General features: G+C 40.8%; 15 protein-coding genes and 1 tRNA gene. 4 read left to right on the forward strand and 12 right to left on the reverse strand.

Going from position 1 to position 19,312, the window contains the following annotated elements:
• Positions 1-19 precede the first annotated feature (19 nt).
• The 3 genes from HMJ38_RS03380 to HMJ38_RS03390 form a co-directional block, all read right to left on the reverse strand.
• Complete coding sequence (locus tag HMJ38_RS03380; protein ID WP_228779850.1) at positions 20-958, reverse strand: phosphatase domain-containing protein; 939 nt, start codon at positions 956-958, stop codon at positions 20-22.
• A gap of 250 nt (positions 959-1,208) precedes the next feature.
• Positions 1,209-2,147: a metallophosphoesterase family protein gene (locus HMJ38_RS03385; protein WP_194972958.1), complete on the reverse strand. Its 939-nt coding sequence runs from the start codon at positions 2,145-2,147 to the stop codon at positions 1,209-1,211.
• A 31-nt stretch (positions 2,148-2,178) separates the two neighbouring features.
• On the reverse strand, positions 2,179-3,252 hold the full coding sequence (locus HMJ38_RS03390; protein WP_194972959.1) for a metallophosphoesterase: 1,074 nt from the start codon (positions 3,250-3,252) through the stop codon (positions 2,179-2,181).
• A gap of 271 nt (positions 3,253-3,523) precedes the next feature.
• Between HMJ38_RS03390 and HMJ38_RS03395 the strand changes: the two genes are divergently transcribed.
• Positions 3,524-4,948 (forward strand): Gfo/Idh/MocA family oxidoreductase, encoded by a 1,425-nt coding sequence (locus HMJ38_RS03395; protein ID WP_194972960.1) that lies wholly within the window; start codon positions 3,524-3,526, stop codon positions 4,946-4,948.
• A gap of 101 nt (positions 4,949-5,049) precedes the next feature.
• Here the strand turns inward: HMJ38_RS03395 and HMJ38_RS03400 are convergent, their stop codons facing one another.
• The 4 genes from HMJ38_RS03400 to HMJ38_RS03415 all read right to left on the reverse strand — a co-directional run bounded on the left by HMJ38_RS03400 (position 5,050) and on the right by HMJ38_RS03415 (position 9,029).
• Positions 5,050-5,961, reverse strand: coding sequence for an Abi family protein (locus tag HMJ38_RS03400; RefSeq protein ID WP_194972961.1), 912 nt, complete (start codon positions 5,959-5,961; stop codon positions 5,050-5,052).
• Between the two features lie 196 nt (positions 5,962-6,157).
• On the reverse strand, positions 6,158-6,601 hold the full coding sequence (locus tag HMJ38_RS03405; RefSeq protein ID WP_194972962.1) for a helix-turn-helix domain-containing protein: 444 nt from the start codon (positions 6,599-6,601) through the stop codon (positions 6,158-6,160).
• A 208-nt stretch (positions 6,602-6,809) separates the two neighbouring features.
• On the reverse strand, positions 6,810-7,421 hold the full coding sequence (locus HMJ38_RS03410; protein WP_394355053.1) for an ATP-binding protein: 612 nt from the start codon (positions 7,419-7,421) through the stop codon (positions 6,810-6,812).
• 450 nt (positions 7,422-7,871) lie between these two features.
• Positions 7,872-9,029 carry a Fic family protein gene (locus HMJ38_RS03415; protein WP_194972963.1) on the reverse strand — a complete coding sequence of 386 codons (1,158 nt, stop codon included), beginning with the start codon at positions 9,027-9,029 and terminating at the stop codon, positions 7,872-7,874.
• Between the two features lie 371 nt (positions 9,030-9,400).
• On the opposite strand from HMJ38_RS03415, the gene HMJ38_RS03420 reads away from it, so the two are divergent.
• Complete coding sequence (locus tag HMJ38_RS03420) at positions 9,401-11,494, forward strand: penicillin acylase family protein (RefSeq protein WP_228779852.1); 2,094 nt, start codon at positions 9,401-9,403, stop codon at positions 11,492-11,494.
• 147 nt (positions 11,495-11,641) lie between these two features.
• On the opposite strand, the gene HMJ38_RS03425 is transcribed toward HMJ38_RS03420, so the two are convergent.
• From HMJ38_RS03425 to HMJ38_RS03440, 4 genes are all read right to left on the reverse strand, one after another.
• Positions 11,642-12,682 (reverse strand): Fic family protein, encoded by a 1,041-nt coding sequence (locus tag HMJ38_RS03425; protein ID WP_194972964.1) that lies wholly within the window; start codon positions 12,680-12,682, stop codon positions 11,642-11,644.
• 527 nt (positions 12,683-13,209) lie between these two features.
• Complete coding sequence (locus HMJ38_RS03430) at positions 13,210-13,995, reverse strand: Fic family protein (protein ID WP_194972965.1); 786 nt, start codon at positions 13,993-13,995, stop codon at positions 13,210-13,212.
• A 118-nt stretch (positions 13,996-14,113) separates the two neighbouring features.
• Positions 14,114-14,187: transfer RNA gene (locus HMJ38_RS03435), tRNA-Asn, on the reverse strand.
• A 226-nt stretch (positions 14,188-14,413) separates the two neighbouring features.
• Entirely contained in the window at positions 14,414-15,283 is an 870-nt protein-coding gene (locus HMJ38_RS03440; RefSeq protein WP_194972966.1) for a hypothetical protein, read from the reverse strand.
• Between the two features lie 243 nt (positions 15,284-15,526).
• Here HMJ38_RS03440 and HMJ38_RS03445 point away from each other — a divergent pair, with 243 nt between their 5' ends.
• Both HMJ38_RS03445 and HMJ38_RS03450 read left to right on the forward strand, forming a co-directional pair.
• A complete protein-coding gene (locus tag HMJ38_RS03445; RefSeq protein WP_194972967.1) occupies positions 15,527-15,982 on the forward strand; it encodes a (2Fe-2S)-binding protein in 456 nt (151 codons plus the stop codon).
• A gap of 29 nt (positions 15,983-16,011) precedes the next feature.
• Complete coding sequence (locus tag HMJ38_RS03450) at positions 16,012-18,291, forward strand: xanthine dehydrogenase family protein molybdopterin-binding subunit (RefSeq protein WP_194972968.1); 2,280 nt, start codon at positions 16,012-16,014, stop codon at positions 18,289-18,291.
• Positions 18,292-18,405: 114 nt separating this feature from the next.
• On the opposite strand, the gene HMJ38_RS03455 is transcribed toward HMJ38_RS03450, so the two are convergent.
• Positions 18,406-19,251: a ThuA domain-containing protein gene (locus HMJ38_RS03455; protein ID WP_228779853.1), complete on the reverse strand. Its 846-nt coding sequence runs from the start codon at positions 19,249-19,251 to the stop codon at positions 18,406-18,408.
• Between the last annotated feature and the right edge of the window lie 61 nt (positions 19,252-19,312).

Here is a 19,312-nt window from a genome sequence, read left to right on the forward strand (position 1 = left end):
AAGTCAGGAGACAAAAGGTTCATAGGAAATTTTTTGCATGCGCTATTGCTTCGGAGGAATGCTGTACCCATGCAATAGGGATTTCAGGGTTGTATTGATTCAATAGATTTTCCCTTTCTTCATCTTCTTTTTTAATCCTCCGGATGTATACTGCTTTTACCCTATCCGGAAACTTTTCAATTATTTCAGTATAAAGTTCTGGATCATGCTGACCGCTATCTCCAGTCAGGATGAATTTCATCTGAGGAAACAGGGACATAATCAATGATATCTTCTCCAGTTTATGGTCATGGTTACCTCCACCGGATTTCCAGATATTTCTAAGGTTGACATGGGGGTCTTTTAACAATAGGGGACCTTCAGGAATATTTCTATATTTTAAAAAATCCTGAATAAGGTCGAAAAGATTCCAATCACTGCTGGAAACATAAAATACCGGATGTTGCCCCTGTTGCGTTAAATGTTCATAAAACTCACTTACTCCGGGAAATGGCCTGCGGGTATATGCGTTTTTTGATACCGATAGCCACAGCTTTTTGCCCAATGATGTGGCGTGAGAAATTATGATTGTATCATCAATATCTGAAATAATGCCAGTTGTATGATGAGCTGATATGCGGGATATTTCCGCAAAAGCGGTTTTTTCCTCCGCCTTAAGACCTTCATCTTCCAAAAGCGTAAGGTAGGCAATGTCTGATTGGCCCTTTTTGGGAGCATCTTTGATCAATCGCTTTTCAAACAGCCCCTCTTCGTTGCTGACCAAAATTTCCTCCATCCCCTGATATACCAACTTAATCCGCGCTCCCGAGATGCTGCTTCCCGCATACCTTCTTATGGATGCTAGTATATTTTGCAAAGCATTTTTTTTATCTGAGGGCTTACTTTGCTTATAGGCTTCGATGACCCTGCCTTTAATAAATATTTCCCTCTCATTGCCAAAAGCAAGAAAGAGTTCCATTCGGGCTTGGCCCAGTTTACCTATCTTCCTTTTGAATTTTGAAAAAGAATAGCGAAACGGGAATGTTAACCATCGAATGATGTTCATCTGACATATTTGTTTTGCATGGTTTCAAATCCTTTTTGAAGGATATTGCACATGAAAGAGAAATCTAATTTATGGATTATTTTTATCACTTAATTTGAAAGCCTTTGATTGTGACTATTTCGCCCCACTTGAGTAGAAAAGACAACTCTTTACCCATCGTTTTTCACACATCATATTCCACATACTTGAATCTATGGGTACCATCCTCAAAAAGTTCAAATAGTGCATAGCCTTTTTTGGTCAACTCATAGGGTTCCTCATTCCACCAATTGCCACAGACGGCACCGCTGCAATGGTAATGAACATCATGGTAAACCAAAGTTTCTACCAAATGAATATGTCCACTGATACAGACTTTTACATTCTTGTGGTTATAAAACAAATTGACCAATGATTTGGCATCCGTGTGCATCCATGCCCCGGGAACAACCCAGTTGCCTGTTTTGGCATTGTCCCCATCCAAGAATGGCGTCGCTCCCAAAATGGGTATATGTGAAATGATCATAATGGGTTTCTCAGAAGGGATGTCTTTAAGGGTTTGCTCCAACCATTCCCGCTGAAGGGTGTCGAGTTTGGCGGTATACCAAGTACCATCCTCTTTCAGGTGGGTACTGTCCAAAACTATAAAATACCAGCCATTTGACTCAAAAGAATAATAAGGACTATCTATACCATGTTCTTTCAATACCCAGGCCTTTCCGGGATATTTTTCTTCATGAGGAGTTTTGCCCCAGACATCATGATTGCCAATACAATGATGAAATTTCAGATCAGGATAGGTTGCTCTGATTTTCCGCCATACTGCCCATTGTGCTTCGGTTTCCGCTTCAGTTTTATCCAAAGCATCCATAATCAGGTCTCCGCCATTCACAAAAAAATCGATGGATTCTTCCTTATCAAGGATATAGTCTATGCATTTCTTTACCCCTTCCTCTGCCGAAACTTCCGGCAAAAGATGCATATCTGTCACATGTGCAAACCTTAGAACCGGCTTTCGTTTTGTTTCATCTGTGGCATTGGGCACTGCACAGCTTATTGGAAGCATTCCGGCACCAACAGTGCCCATGCCGAATAGTTTTAAGAGTTTTCTTCTGGATATCATCTCTGGAGTTGAGTTTATTTTGCTGGGAAAATTAATCTAAGTCAAAGGTAAAGGGCTGATAAGCTTCGGTTCCCCAAGCAAGATGCCTTGTACTGGGAGAGATGGCAAATAAGGGTGAAAAAGTTCGGACTGAAACCCGGTTTCCCTGAAATTCCAACATCCTCAACCAGCCATCTCCGCCGTTTCCATGCCACCCACCTCCCATTGCTTGAGCATTGAAAGTCATCTGATGAACTTTTTTTCCTCCTGCATTGGTGTCTGTTCTGAATCCGACATGGCCACTTTTTTGATCCGGAACTCCGATATGTCCTGAAAAAACCATTTGAATATTTCTGGAGGGCTTTACCAATTTTTCCCAAATAGCTTTGCCATAGTTTCTATCTGTTATGGGATAATTTTCTGTTTCAATATGATTACTATTGCTGTCCAGATAGGAATGTGCCAGCAAAATCACGGTATGGTCCAGATATTTTTCCTGATTGACCATTCGAATGGCCCATTGCAAATTGGACTCTCTTGGAGCAAATTCCAGTACAAGAATCAAAAACTTTCTTTCATCTGGTGCAATAAATTCATATAAAGCATTTGTTAAGCTGGGCATGCCATCGTCATCAATAGCAACATCCCTTATCATCTCTTTATTATGGTGATTTTTTTCAATGGGGAAATACTTGTTATAGAAAGTCTGGCGGTTTTCGATATTGGCAATGCCAAAATCATGATTTCCTGTCGTGGCGATTACTGGTACTTTTGTGTCCAAAGTTGATAATGAACGGGAAATGGCCTCCCATTGCTGCGTTCCCGTCTGATTCCCCACGATTCCATCAGGGTTCACCAGCCCATTATGCTCCACCAAATCACCCACATGCAAAACCAACTTGATATTCAAGGATGAAATGTGTTCATCAACCCAATTTACCATTAGGTCCACAATAGGTTGGTTTCTCTTGAACTTCACATAAGTCTGGGTGTCCGGAAACAAGACCAAAGTCCAAGCGTTCTCACTTTCGAGGTTCGGGGCAACATAGGTTTTGTCTTGGGCTGAGACAGTTAATCCCAGCCACAGGAAAGACAGACATAAGCTTAATATTATTCTTCTTTTCACATTATATTTTATTTAGATGCTTAAATATAATCTTTGATGAAAATAAATCCTTGTCTTCATGTAAAATGAGTGTTTCTGCTTTAAGAATCTAAGTGAATTTTATTTATGCAAACCTTTCCGTTGATTTTCCAAGCTTCTTTCCGATATTTTGGATAAGAAAGTTACATTAATAGAATAATTTCAAAAGCCAGATCCTTGAAGGTTAAAATGACTTCAGATTAAAGCATTTGGATAGTCAAAACCCATCATAAAACACCTTAATAACCAAAATATGTCCACCAATCGTAGAGACTTTCTGAAAACCGGAGCCACTGCTGCTTTAGGCCTATCCGGATTCACCTTGATTTCCCCCAATGTCTTAGGCAAATCCATGGGCTATGTCGCACCCTCTGACAAGGTCAACCTGGCCTGTGTAGGAATCGGCAACCGGGGAAAAGAAATCATCAAGGCACTGAATAATACCGGCCTCTGTAATATTGTGGCTCTTTGTGATGTTGATATGGGGGCAGAACAGACATTGGAAATCATGAATATGTTTCCAAATGCAAAGAAGTATCAGGACTTTCGAAAAATGTTTGGTGAAATAGGTGGAAGTTTTGATGCGGTAAGCATTGCCACGCCGGACTTTTCCCACTTTCCTGTGACCATGATGGCATTGGCGGAAGGAAAGCATGTGTATGTGGAAAAACCCATGGCACGCACATTCCAGGAGGTGGATCTGATGATCGCCGCTGCGAGTAAATACCCAAAAATTGCGACCCAAATGGGCAACCAAGGACATTCAGAGGCCAACTATTTTCAATTTAAAACCTGGAAAGAAGCTGGCATAATCAAGGATGTCACGGCCATTACGGCACACATGAACAGCAGACGTCGCTGGCATGGATGGGACCCCAATATTTCCCGTTATCCTGCAAGCCAACCTGTTCCTTCCACTATGGATTGGGATGTTTGGTTGAGTCAGGCACAGCCTCAGGGATACCACAAAGACTTGCACAATGGACAGTGGCGCTGCTGGTATGATTTCGGCATGGGCGCTTTAGGAGATTGGGGGGCACATATCATCGACACTGCCCATGAATTTTTGGATCTTGGCTTACCCTATGAAGTCAATCCCGTGAAATTAAGCGGTCATAACCCCTTCTTTTTCCCCATGTCCACCACACTGGAATTTAAATTCCCCGAACGTGGGGCAATGCCTCCGCTGACCATCACCTGGTATGATGGCCTGGATAATATCCCGGCTGTGCCGGAAGGTTATGGTGTCTCCGAACTTGACCCCAACATCCCTCCACCAAGTACGGGTCAGATTCAACCTGCCAAACTCAACCCGGGAAAAATCATTTATAGCAAGGATTTGACCTTCAAAGGCGGGTCACATGGAAGCACGCTGTCCATTATCCCCGAGGAGAAGGCGAAGGAATGGGAGTCCAAACTTCCTGAGGTGCCCCAAAGCCCTTCCAACCACTTTGCCAATTTCCTCAAAGCTTGCAAAGGTGAGGAAAAAACAAGATCTCCAATTGAAATTGCAGGACCACTGAGTCAGGTATTCTGCCTGGGTGTAATGGCCCAACAAATGGGAGTAAAATTGGAATTTGACAGGGAAACAAGACAGATTATCAACAACCCGCTTGCCAATCAGGTCTTGGCAGGTATGCCGCCGAGGAAAGGTTGGGAGGAGTTTTATAGGGTTTAGTACTTGAACTTAAATAATTAGAGCCACTGGGGGGATTCCGGTGGCTTTTTTGTTTCCCGCTATTGATCTAAAAAATAAATATTTCACCTATTAGATCAGGCTTAAATAAAATTCTTCCACAAAGCTTCCTCTTGCCACGATTGCCTCATTCCTAGTGCATTTGGATCCACGTTGGGATATTTTTCAAAAAGTGAATTTAGCTTTTGTGTCATGTGATTTCCCGGAGCAACGATATTAAGTAAATACTTCATGATGCATAGATGAACATAAAGTTTTTGAAATTCATGTGGTTTTGGAACTTCTTCAATCCAGTCATGAGGAGGTTTTGACAATAGCTTCACTGTACCAGGAAGGTTTCTGTTCCAAAGCCTTGCATGGTGGGCACAATAATTTCTGATTTGTGCTATAGACTGAAGCCAACTTGGCAAATAAGTATGGTTAACCGCCCCATATTCAAAAGCGATCAAATCCTTGGATTTAACGGTGTGTTTCAAATTGCCATAAAGTTTTGAAAGAGATCCAAAACTTGTATGTTCCAAGGTTTTCCAAGCAGGCGGAAACCTGGTGTCATCTTTGTGTTTGTTGAAGTGGTTTTTCAAAACTGGATCCTTACTCCTACTTAGTTCTTCCTCTATACTTGCTAAAGTTTTGACCAAAGCACGACTATCTGTAAAATGTTCAAAATTCTGAAACCACCAAGGATCGTACTCGTGAGAGAGGTGGTATGTCAGTTTAGTTCTAAGGCTGATTTCTATTTTTTCGATCGTGTCGAAGATCAGAAGTCTAAGCTCTCTATCAAAACTGTAAAGTGCTATCACATCTTCGAAATTGCTGTTGGGTTTAAATACATGGTTTTCTTTGTCAGACTGCATAGAGTGCCAATATTCCCCAAGACGGTAGTAGCTGATGTGGGCTAGAAAGTGGGTGGCTTCCGAATCTGAAGAAATCTCAAGCCCTCGGCTTTTGAGTAAAGCGATTTGTTCTTCTATGGTGGTGGGTTTCTTTTCAAACATATGATCACACAAAATACTGTGAAAGCCCCTAAAAAGCAAAAGACACGCCCTGGGACGCTGTTCAAGTGGGTAGCGTGGCGTGTACTGTTAGTGCGAATTTACGTAAATAATTACGAAAAGTATAACAAATAATTATATTTTCTTTAGCGGAAGTTCATCACCAGTTCAGGATTTCTCACCTTACTTAACTTTCTGATTAATAACCCAAGCCCATTTCCTGCGCTTCCCTAACAAGTTTATCCAATGCACTATTCCTTGTTTCCCGGAGTAATGAGTCATATTTTTTGACATCTTCAAGAAGAACCCTACGGCGTGGTCCAACCTTTTTATAGGGGATCTTTCCAGTTTCCAAAAGTTTGACTAAATGCGGGCGGGAAACTTTCAGCAAATCAGCCGCTTCCTGAGTACTTAGTTCCTTGGAATAGGAAGCAATTTCCACGCTTCTTCCATCTGCCATTTCATCCAAAACTTTTTCCAGAAGCAATACAGCTTTTCTTGGGACTGAAATGGATGTCCCTTCTACCTGAAAAACAACAGCATCTTGAGGCTTTGCACCCCCAGTGATTCTTTTTAATACTTCCACCGATTGTCTGGCATCTTTCTGATCTTTTGCCATTGTTTTTTTGATGGTTGTGGCCATGATAACGGATATTTGATTTTGTTCTGTGAAGATACTGAACGAAACAAACGAAACAAAGTTTTGGGTAAAAAGTTGGCGCAAGTCGTTCAATATTCGATGGCTGGATGGAATGGTAGAAGGAAAAGACCCCAAGTAGGAAATATGTACAGCTATATGATATGGACATATTGCTCTGTTCTCAAATCTTTCTTGGATTTACCCTTCCTTTTTATAAAATCTCATCGTTCCAAAGCTGTTCCAGAAATCGCTTCCAGGGAATAACTGAAATTTCACCGATTTTTCGCTCTAAAGGATCATCACTCACAACGATCAGCCTTTTTACCGCGTATTCTTCTGCAAAGCTTTTTAAACCTTTTAGGTGCCGCAACTGAACATTAGATGTTCCTTTGACCTCAACGGCTACTTCATGATCCCCTAAAATAAAATCCACTTCTAATTGGGAAGTTGTTCTCCAATATGAAATAGCATAGTCTTTTTCCGAATATTTACTGTGTGCATATAGTTCATGGTAAATGAAATGCTCAAATGCATGTCCAAAAGACTCGCTTCCTGCTTCAATTCTCCCTCTTTTCATTAATTTATTGGCAATCCCAATATCAAAATAATAAAACTTGGGTGACAGAATAACCCTGCGTTTTGGTTTTTTCTGGAAGGAAGGAACAAAGCGACCGATTAATGTATCTTGTAAGATTTGAAAGTATTCCTTAACAGTGTTATTGCTTACACCACACTCAGAAGAGATATTGGAATAATTCACCATTTCACCATTTGAAAATGCGGCAGCCTCCAAAAATTGCGAAAAAGCATTGATATTTCTAATCTTCTAAAACTTGCTTTCTAAGGAACCACCATACAATTTACTTACAATTATCATGATATTTTGAAGTAATACTTCAAAATATCATGAAAAATAAAAGTAACAATTAATAGACATTCAGTTTTATAAACAAATCACAAGCTTGAATGACACCCTGCTCCGCCGAATTTGCAATTCCTTTTTTGTTAACCTCGGATGCAAACAAGTGCAAAAAAATCTAAGAGCCCTTTTCAGTATACTTGATATCAGTGGCAGTTCTCGCACCCCTCGACCCTTAGCTGCCTCCGAAATCACATTAATAAAGGTCTCAACAAAACCGAGGATTTTGGATTTGTCGTGTTTATTAATCGATAGAACTTTAGTTCAAGAAAAGGCAGAGGCTTTTTGCGGTTCAGAATCATGGACACATAACTTTTGCTCCCTACTTTGCCGATGAGGTCTTTATTTTTCAATTTAAGGTTTATTGAACAAATCAATGTAGGCTTGAAAGGCGAAGATTCTGTTCCTCTTGAATCCTGTGAGTTCTTCTAGGATACCCAATTCAATGAGGTCCTTGATCAAGCGGTTCGCTGTCGAGGCGTGTACGTCAAGGATTTCCGCAACCTTTGCACTGTCTATGATCGGGTTTCCATAGAGGAATTTTAAGATTTTCTTTGCATCCTGTTGACGCTTGCCAAGTTCAAGAATTTGTGTGAACTCGATTTTTTCCCTCAGTTTCAAGATTTGCTGGAATGTGCTTATACTGGCCTCTGCGGTTTCGATCACACCGATCAGGAAGAAGCTGAGCCAAGAGTTGATGTCGTCTTTTTCACGGACACGCATCAGGTTGTCATAATAATCCCTCCTGTTTTTTTCAAAGAAATCTGACAGATACAAAACAGGGCGCTTTAAAAGCCCTTTGTCAAGTAGGTACAAAGTGATCAGTAATCTCCCTATTCTTCCGTTCCCATCAAGAAATGGATGGATAGTTTCAAACTGATAATGAATCAATGCAATCTTCACTAAGTGGGGTACATGGGTAGGGCTTTCACTGATATCTGCATGGATAAACTGCTCTAAATCACCCATTAGTTCAGAAATTTCAGTGTGTGTAGGAGGAACAAATATGGCATTTTTCAGACTTGGTCCAATCCAATTCTGACTGGTTCTAAGCTCTCCCGGTAGTTTTTCTTTCCCGCGAGTACCTTTTAATAGTGTTGAATGGGTCTGTTTGATCAATCGTGTTGAGATGGGGAGTTTTTCCATTTCCCCAATGGCTTGGTTCATGGCTTCAATATAGCTCCGCACCTCTTTCCAGTCCTCTCTACGCTCTGGATCAAGGTCTTGCTCCTTGATCAAAGCCTCTTGAAAAGATGTTTGGGTACCTTCAATTTTGCTGGAAACAGTAGCCTCCTTAGTGATGTGCATCATGATGAAGAAGTCAATATCAGGAATCAGCTCAGAAAATGCATCAAGTTTGCCCAAGCTTCTATCAGCCTGACTAAGTAAATTTGCCAGCTTTGGATCTGAAATTACCCATTCGTAATTGATTTTTTCTGGACTGAAGCTTTGGTATTCCGTTCGCTTGATCCAGGTACCAGCTTTGAAGTCTTTGAAGTCTTTGGTTTTCATGTCCCCCTGCATTTATAGATTTTTATATTTGCGAAAAACTAATGTTTCTGCAAATATATAATTTTATAATTGCATTTTTTTATATTTTCGCAATTATAGGTTTGTGTATTTGCACTTGTGAATATGTCCAAGAATTAAAAATATCTGATGGCTGTTGTTTATGGCCAGGTTGTCATTGATCTCACCGACACGGATTAGCTCATTTTTTCCCAGCATTGATCCTGAAGTAATTGTATTTGTGGGGAAAGAAATGAATACAAAATTAATCAAGCAAGCCTTTTTTCTCCCCTTGAGACCAGACAAACAACAGTTTTTTTTGTTTAGAATAAAAACGCATTTTGCAATCAATTCTTACCACCGATTAACACCCTATGAAAATCATCCGAACCGGGCTTTTCCTGCTCTTTTCTTTTCTTATTTTTTCTTGTGACTCCACCTATAACCATTCTGGTTGGGATACTTCAAAAGTCCAAATAGCACGTGACGAATTTGGAGTGCCGCATATTTTTGGACAAACAGATCCAGATGTCGCTTATGGTTTGGCTTGGGCGCATGCTGAAGATGATTTTGAAACCATCCAAAAAGCATTGCTTGCCGGGAAGCGAATGCTGGGACGGAAATATGGACAAGATGGAGCTGCCGTGGATTTCTTTGGACATTTACTGCAGACCGTTGAAATCGCAGATGCCAAATATGAATCGGCCTATTCAGAGGAATTCAAAGCAATTTTGGAAGCCTATGCGGCAGGAATGAATGACTTTGCATTGGCACATCCGGAAGAAGTTTTACTGGAAAAGGCCTTTCCTGTCAATACCAAAGAAATAACGGCGGCATATATTCTCTCCCTTGCCCAGATGTCCGGAGCAGATCGTGCGGTCCAACAAATTGTCTCCGGAAAAGTAGAAACCGTACCATTTGATGCCGATCCCAAAGGCTCTAATGCAATTGCCATTCACCCTTCCCGAACAGACTCCGGTGAGGCATTTCTAGCCATCAATTCCCACCAACCCCTAGACGGACCTGTAGCTTGGTATGAGGCACACCTCCATTCAGAGGAAGGATGGAATATTCTTGGGGGACTTTTCCCCGGCGCAGCGATGATTTTTCACGGAGTAAATGAAAACCTTGGATGGGCACACACGGTCAATTTCCCTGATCTTTTGGATCTGTACCAATTGGACATGAATCCTGAAAATGAAGATCAATACCAAGTAGATGGAGAATGGTTGGAATTGGAGGAAGAAACAGTTTGGCTTCGGGTGAAACTTTGGGATTTGGTCACTATTCCCTTTCCAAAGAAAATCTGGAAGAGCATCTATGGCCCTACCTTGGTTACTGAACAAGGAACATTTTCAATCCGCTTGGGTGCCTTGGAGCGGATCGCTGCACCTGAGCAATGGTGGCGAATGAACAAATCCAGGAATTTTAAAGAATTCAGTGAAGCCATGTCGCGGATGGAATTGACCAGTTTCAACACGGTGTATGCAGACAAGTATGATACGATTTTTTATGTGAGCAATGGCCTGATCCCCATCAGAGAACCATCCATTGATTTCACCGGGACGGTAGCCGGAAATACCAAAAAAGCCCTGTGGACAAGCTACCATGACTTTGAGGATCTGCCACAACAATACAATCCTGCTTCGGGATTTTTATTCAACACCAATCATTCCCCTTTTAAGGCAAGTGGATTGGCGGACAATCTACATCCGGACAATTACCCAAAATCCATGGATTACCTGTTGCGGGACAATAACAGATCGGCCCGATTCCGCGAATTGATGCCCGACTCGGGGACGATTTCTTATGAGCGTTTCAAAGAAATCAAGTACGATGGACAGTTACCCGAAAAATTAGCTTTCCGCACCAATATGGAATCCCTTTTTGGACTAAACCCAAGCAAATACCCAGAAATCACCAAGCAGATCGAAGCCATCAACTACTGGGACAAACGCTCAGGAACTGAGAGTGAAGGTGCGGCAGTTTTTGCCTTTGTCTACTATTATTGGTGGGACAAATTTGCTGAAAATGGGAGGAGTTGGGAAACCACACTTACTGAAGAAGAATCTGTAGAAAGTCTCCTAGCTGCCAAAAATCATTTTACAGCCCATTTTGGAAAGGAATTGGTGACATTGGGAGAATATCAAAAACTGGTAAGGGGCGACAAAGCGCTGCCTTTGCAGGGAATTGATGATGTGATTACAGCCATGCGTTCATTACCTTGGGAAAACGGGATGCGGAAAGGGACACAGGGAGAGTCCTATATCATGATGGTCCGCTTTGGGGAAGGCCTCCCAAAGATCGAAACGATCAATGTCTTCGGAGCAAGCAATGACCCTGACAGCCCCCACTTTGATGATCAAATTGAACTCTTCCTCGATCAAAAATTGAAACCAATGAGTTTGGATAAGGCTGAGGTGTTGAAAACAGCAGCAGAGATTTATAATCCGGGAGGTAAGAAGTGATTTGATTTTTAGCCTTCAGGTGAAGACCCTAATCTAAACAAATGAAACAAAGTTTTCAGTGAAATAGTGGTGGAGAGTCAGGTAATTTATAATTGCTAATAGCTGAGCGATTTCTTTTCTATTGACCCTATTACTTTTAACTTTTATCTATTTTATCGTGTAACTCACACTTCGGCCCCTACCTTGTTTTTCTATCAATCCTTTATTGATTAACCCTGAAAGCATACGTTTTACGGTAGGTAATGGTATCGCCAATTTTTCGGAAATTCCGCCCGACTTTATGTTTGGGCGATTTTGGATAATCGTAAAGATTGATTTTTCCTTGGGTGAAAGTTGGGTTTCCACTCCGCTTTTATTCAATTTAATCAAAAGTTGAGATTGAATATTTGACAGGCAACTCAAAAAGAACTGCATCCAAACGGAAACATTTTCTTTAGGGCGTTGTGCCTGACAACTTCTTAGGGCCTGATAGTATTCGTTTTTCCGGTTTTCAATTTCGTGTTCAAAACTTACGTATTGTATCCATTTATATCCGTTTTTGAGTAATAATAGCGTTGAAATTAAACGACTTAACCTTCCATTACCGTCTTGGAAAGGGTGGACACTCAAAAAATCATAAACGAAAGCTGCTATTCTAATTAAGGGGTGAATTTCCGTTTCTGAATTATACCAATTGAGCAACTCTCTTATGGCATAATCGGTAGCAATTCCCGGCTCGGTTGTTTGAAAGATCATTTGCCGTGTCCCGACAGGAAATGAAACTTCAACTGCGTTGCTATGTTTATTATAATTCCCTTTATGCCATTGGTCTTTGGCACTATATTTCATCAAACTATTGTGTAAACTTTTGATGTGGCTTTCTGTAAGATCGATGTTTTCGAAAGATTCCGAAATCAAATCCAAGACTTCAAAATAACCGACTACTTCCTGTGAATCTCTGTCGGTAAGTTTTGTTATGTCAATTTTTTGGAGTAAAACGTCTACCTCTTCATCGCTCATTTTGTTGCCTTCAATCCGGTTTGAAGCTCCAACGCTTCGCACCGTAGCAATACTTTTCAACTCTTTGAGGCTTTGTCCTTCTTTTCGTTCAATTGCTGTCCAATTTGCATCAAAGCGGTCTATTTCACTGATTAAGTTGATCAGCTTCCAATCAATATTCAGTTTAAAATTATATACTTCGTTATCCATTTTGATACGTTTTGATACGCAAAGATACGATTATGATTTGAAATCGTAAGTATATTTTGATACGATTTGATACGTTTAGATTTAATAATGATACGAAAAGTGTAATTGTTTTACAAATGTTAAATTATTTTGCGGTCGAGTTCGTTAGATCTTGTTACTAACGGTTGAACCAGCAATACTAATTGAATATCAATCAGTTAGAATTATCAGCTGCAGCTCGGTCCTTTTTCGTGATACTCGTGTTTAAAATAGCTGCAACTGTTCAAAAACTTTGTTTAAACGAAACTGGAGGGGTATAAAAATAAAAAAGAGGTCGTTTCTGACCTCTTTTTTGAATTGGCTCCCCCTATCAACGATAGTTGCAACCGGAGTAGGGTTTATTTGATTTTGAAGAGAGTTTTCAATGAAATTATTTAGAGTTCTCCTTCAATTGACTTCATTAAAATAAATGATAGTTTTAAATGGATAATACTGTATTTCTACTTGAAAATATTTTCTTAGCCAATTGTCGAAGAACTCCTGTTTTTCTATCCATTTAAAACAGAAGATGGAAGCATCAGTAAAAAAGGAAGCGCTTTATTATAATCCAAGGTAGGGTATTCTAAGCCTAAAAGTCTGATGTTTGAGTAGTAGGTTTGATGTTGGTTGTAATACATTTTTTCACTTTGTACAAACCAGGCCTTATCGCCTAATTTTTCTGCTAAAAACCATTTTTCATATAATCTGGCACTTCTGCCGTTTCCATCATTCCAAGGGTGTATTTTAACAAAAACCAAATGAATCATTGAGGCATAAAAAAAAACTTCCTCAATAGACATTTCTGTTTTGAGTAGTAGCGTCAAATCGGTATAAAACTTTTCCATTTCTGCCTCTAATTCAAAAGGTGAGGCCGCTACATATTCAATACGGCCATCAGGAGTGGAGACATACATGTTTTGTGTGCGGTACTTTCCCTGCCTGTTTTTAGTAAGGATATTTTTGCTGAGCAAGGAATGGGCTTGGGCAACGGTTTCCTTATTGAGCTCATTGACCTTTGCAAAGCTGTAGGCGTCATAAAGGTCATCTATTTTTTTGGTATAATCGGGCGAAAATTCAATTCCAAATTTTTTATGCTTAATGTAGCTGTCCAACTCAATGGCTTCTCCTTCTATTTTGCTACTGTAAACAGAGGAAACAGAAGTGTAAAAACTGAAACTGTCTGTGGAGATTTCCGCGTCTTGCAAGGCTTCAAAAGCAAAATTTAAACCTTTCGGTGCTTTTTCCAAGTACTCTGAAAGTAAATCATTGCTTAGAATTAGTAATTTTTCGTTCATCACTTTTACAGCTTAAGCTTAATAAAAGTTCAAGTTAGTCAACATATGTGTTGAAAAAAATAAATGGTTTGTAGAGTTGCCTAAAACAAAAAAACCTTGCATTTCTGCAAGGCTTTCGCTCCCCCTCTAGGGCTTGAACCTAGGACCCCATGATTAACAGTCATGTGCTCTAACCAACTGAGCTAAGGAGGAATATTATTTTAATTTATTTTTATCTCTGTACTCTAACCTCCCGATAGCTATCGGGATGAGCTAAGGAGGAATTTTAATTGTTTTGCCAACCCCTTTTGGTTAACGTGTCGCAAACTTAGTAGGTTGTGCCATTTTTTCCAAATGCATTTCTAAAAAATATAGGATTTCATCCAGTAACATCAATATCAACTCTATAAATCAGGAAGTTATTTTTTTAAATTTTCTTTTAAACCTCTGCTTGGACTTCCAAAGGTTTGGCCTGCTTGGACAACAGCTTATTGTAAATGTAAGTTACCCCAAGCACCATCAATCCGGCAATAACCGCCAATAACACGTTATAATAGGGCGGAGCACTCAATGTTAGCCTAAGAAATATGGTTGCCAGTGCAAATGATGAATATCGAAACAAGTTGTAATATTTGGATGTGTACCGCAGTGAAAACAACAAAATAAATACATCAGTAAAAATCAGGAGGGTGTAAAACAATTTGATGCTATAAATAAACTCATGGGTCTGATAAGCTGAAATGATATCAAAAATTCCCAAGCCTATAAATGAAACAGTAAGGTAAATGGAAATCAGTTTTTTGATGGCAACAAAGCCCTTTTGCTCTTCATAACTTTGGGTAATCCGGATATGTCTCTGTGCACGGTAAAACAACCCTGTAATCAAGAAAATCAAAATCGCTCCAAATGCATCGGATACTATCGGCAAGAGCTCATATAAAAACCCCACATCCCAAGTCAGATCACCCAAATAATGCCCAAATTCCTTAAATGCATCTCGCAGCAACAAAAGTGATATAATCTCAAACTGCTTACCCACAGAATCCGCAACAGATTTGGGGATCAGGAAAATCAATCCCAAAACCTCAAATATAAGCAACACATTAAAAGCCAGTTCGATAGCAAAAAATGCCGTAAAACTCTCTCCTAAATCAAGGATATTCAAATAAGAGAACAACCCGAAAAGAAGCCCGACCACAAAAAAACCTACCACAATATTGCTGATCACTTTGGTCACCGGAGGACTTTCCCAATGTTCATCCAAAATATCAAATATGTTGATTTGCCACTTAAAAAATTTCCTGATCATATGTTTGTCGGTTTTTTGAAATTAGATAATTAAAGACTATTGTTTTATGAAATTTAATCAATGGTATTTTCAAACCATACTTTTTAAAATATTTAAACACCAATCATAGGCTTTCTTAACCTTATGTATTTCAATAAGTTTCTGCTTACGATGATTTTCATAAAATTTTCTAAATTTAGGAAATCGGTAAATGATCCCCTGCAACAAAAATCACATCACTGAACAAAAGGTTAAAACTGAATTATGGAAAAATACACAATAACCGTCAACGGAAAGAAACAGGAAGTTACAGCCTCCGAAGATATGCCACTACTATGGGTGCTGAGAGACCTGCTCTCCATGAAAGGTACAAAATTCGGTTGCGGACAGGCTTTATGTGGCGCTTGTACAGTTTTGGTCGGTGATGAAGCCACTCGATCCTGTAGCCTGCCCATCTCTGCTGTCGGAAACCAAAATATCACCACCATAGAAGGCTTGTCCCAAAATGGGGATCACCCGTTGCAGAAAGCATGGGTGGAGCATATTGTGCCCCAATGCGGTTATTGTCAAACGGGGCAGATTATGAATGCCGCTGCGCTGCTCAAAAGCAACCCGAGTCCCTCTGAAGCTGAAATTGAAAGCGCTATGGCCGGAAATCTTTGTCGGTGCGGTACCTATAACCGGATCAAAGATGCCATTCTTACCGCTTCCAAATCTTAATTTTCCTGTGACCTAGACATCCAAAAGCTATGATGCCCAAATTTCCATTCCTCAAAAACAAAGAAACTGAAAATAAAAGCAAGGTTTTTATCCCTTCCAGAAGAGATTTCCTGAAGATCAGCACATTGGCATCAGGAGGTTTTCTCTTGGGAGTCAATTTCCAATGCAGCGGCCCCAAAGGGGAGTTGGTAACATTTGCCCCTAACGTATTTATCAGCATTGATTCCGATAATCAGGTGACCATCATCGCCCATAGGTCTGAAATGGGAACAGGTATCCGGACTTCACTTCCCATGATTGTGGCAGATGAGTTGGGTGCTGACTGGGAAAAAGTGAAAATAGTACAGGCAGAAGGCAATGAGGAAAAATACGGTGACCAAAACACTGATGGTTCCTATTCTGTCCGGATGTTCTACGAACCCATGCGCAAAGCCGGCGCAACAGCTAGATACATGCTTATTGCTGCAGCGGCAGAAAAATGGGGAATAGATGCCTCAGATTGCCATACTGAAAAGGGACAGGTTCTTTCTTCAGGAGGGAAGAAAATCAATTTTGGAGACTTGGTCGAAGGTTTGAAAGATAAAGAAATGCCTGATGAGGCCAGTATTACCTTAAAAGAATTCTCCAGCTACAAACTTATCGGAAAGGATATCGCCATCTATGACAACAAAGATATCGCTACCGGAAAAGCCATTTTCGGAGCCGATGTGGACCTACCCAATATGCAAGTTGCGGTAGTAAGAAGAAGTCCTGTTGTCGGTGCCAAAGTCATTTCTTATAATGATGAAAAAGCATTGGCAATCCCTGGAGTCAACAGTGTCCACAAGATTGAAGGAGCAGGCATTCCTCCAGGGTTGGATAAGCCTTTGGAAGGTGTTGCGGTCATTGCGGACAACACCTGGGCAGCGATGAAAGGCCGTGATGCCTTGGAAATAGAATGGGATCTGGGAGAAAATCAGCAGTACAGTTCTGCAAAGCAGTTGGATGAAATGCTGAAAAGTACTACCGGAAATGGTCAGGTCAGGAGGGAAAGAGGAAATTTCAATTCGGCAAGACAAGGAGCAGGTCAAGTACTTGAAAGAACATATTTGGCTCCCTTTTATGCCCATGCCACTTTGGAGCCTCCTGCTGCAATAGCAGATTTTAGGGAAGATGGCACCTGTGAAATATGGGCCCCTACACAGCACCCACAGTGGGCCAGGCAGGCTGTAGCAGATGCCATGCAGATGGATTTGGACAATATCAAGATGAACGTCACCCTATTGGGCGGAGGTTTTGGTAGAAAATCAAAACCGGATTTTGTGGTGGAAGCAGCCATCCTATCCAAAGCAGCCAAATCTCCTGTAAGGGTTCAATGGACGCGGGAAGATGACCTGCACCATGATTTTTTCCATGCCCAAAGCGCCCAAAGAATCAGAGCCACCTTGGATAAAAACGGAAATTTTTCCGGTTGGAATCACCATACTGTCTTCCCTGCCATCGGAGCCACCGCAAGTGCCACAGAACTTCATCCTTCTAGCGGGGAATTGGAATTGGGCTGTATCGATTTCCCTTTTGAAGTGCCCAATATCCGTATCGAAACGCATGAGTCCAAAGCACATACCCGAATTGGTTGGCTCAGGTCTGTCAGCAATATCCATCATGCATTTGCCATCAGTTGTATGCTCGATGAAATAGCAGAAGCTAAAAAAATGGATCCTGTGGATTTTATTTTAAGCATTTTGGCTGAAAACAAAGACCTTGATCTTTCCGATGAAATCAAGAGTGATTTCGGGAATTACGGGGAACCTTTGGAAAAATTTCCGTGGAATACCAAAAGACTGAGAGGTGTGATAGAAAAAGTTGCCCTGGAAGCTGATTGGAAAAAAATGGTTTCTGAAGGAAAAGCTGTTGGATTTGCAGTCCATAAAAGTTTCCTCACCTATGTTGCCTGCATCGTCGAAGTGACCAAAGGCAACAATGGGCAGATCATTATCCCTAGTGTGCACTACGCTGTGGATTGCGGCATTGGGGTTAATACTGACCGTATCAAATCCCAGTTTGAGGGCGGAGCCCAATTTGCAACAAGTTTGGCTATGACTTCTGCGATCACCCTCGAAAATGGCAAAGTGCAGCAAAACAATTTTGATGGGTACCAGATCATCCGGATGCCCCAATCCCCAAAAAAGATTCATGTGCATATCATGGAGAGTATGGAAAAACCAACAGGGGTAGGCGAACCTCCTGTGCCTCCATACATTCCCGCTTTGTGTAATGCTATTTATAAACTCACAGGTGAGAGGATTTATCAGCTGCCTTTTAAGGCGTAGACCCGACCTTTGGTGTGCCGTGGCGTATCCAAGGTCTTGAGGATACAAGTACGCTCTAAAGAGAACTTTGATCCTTTTTTTTGAATTAAAACCTTCGAGGTCTGGAAAAAGACCTCAAAGGTTTATCGGACTATCATCACAATCCACATCCCCTACCACATACTGAAGACCATTTAGAAAAAAGGTCAGGAGATCAGGGTTTTCAAAACTTTGGGCGTTGTGTGAAGGGGAACAGTACATGACCTTACCTTTTCCTTGGGAGCGGATCCATGCCAGATAAGTTTTACCTTCTGATCTCTGTTCATTTTTTCTCTGATCTTTAATCTCTGCATTGTCAAAATAAAGCAATGGTCTAAAATCCATGTCTCCATAAGCATTGTTATAAAAATAGGGTTCATCGACATGGTTGAATCCTTCTTTGGGAAATGATTGAACGAGCGGATGGGCCGGGTCCACCAATCTGACCTGAATGGGTTGTTGAGGTGGGTGATAGTCAAAACTGGCACCGACCAAGCGACTGAAGGCCCTGGATTTGTTTAGGGTAGTGACTGCTCCATGGACCACCATCAGTCCACCACCCTTTTCCACATATTGAATAAGGTTGTTTTCCATTTCCAATGCCTGCTTCATCAATTGGACACTGTCCGCATCTGAATCAGCCCTTAACTTGTCCCAAAACAGGTTTCTATGATCAGATTCCGAACAGGTATTGTTCAATATCACCGCATCAAATTGAAGGAGGTTTTTGGGTTCAAACATGCTGATATCCTTACTTCCAGTGACCTGAAAGGCCCCGCTTTTTTCTGAAATAATTTTCAGCATTTCTTCAGTATGGGGGATTACCCAATGTTCAAAGCCGGTGTGAAGGGAAAAAACAAGGATACTTTTCTTTTTGTTGGCAGGAAAAGAAGTGCTTTCCGGGGCAAGTGCATGGATTTTCTCAATCCATGAATTATCCATTTTTACTTCAGGAAGATCTTGGGATCTGAGTGTAAGGCTATAAAAGAAAAGAGCCGTTATA

The sequence above is a fragment of the Aquiflexum lacus genome (assembly GCF_015476655.1).
In the GTDB taxonomy this organism is placed as follows: Bacteria; Bacteroidota; Bacteroidia; order Cytophagales; family Cyclobacteriaceae; genus Aquiflexum; species Aquiflexum lacus.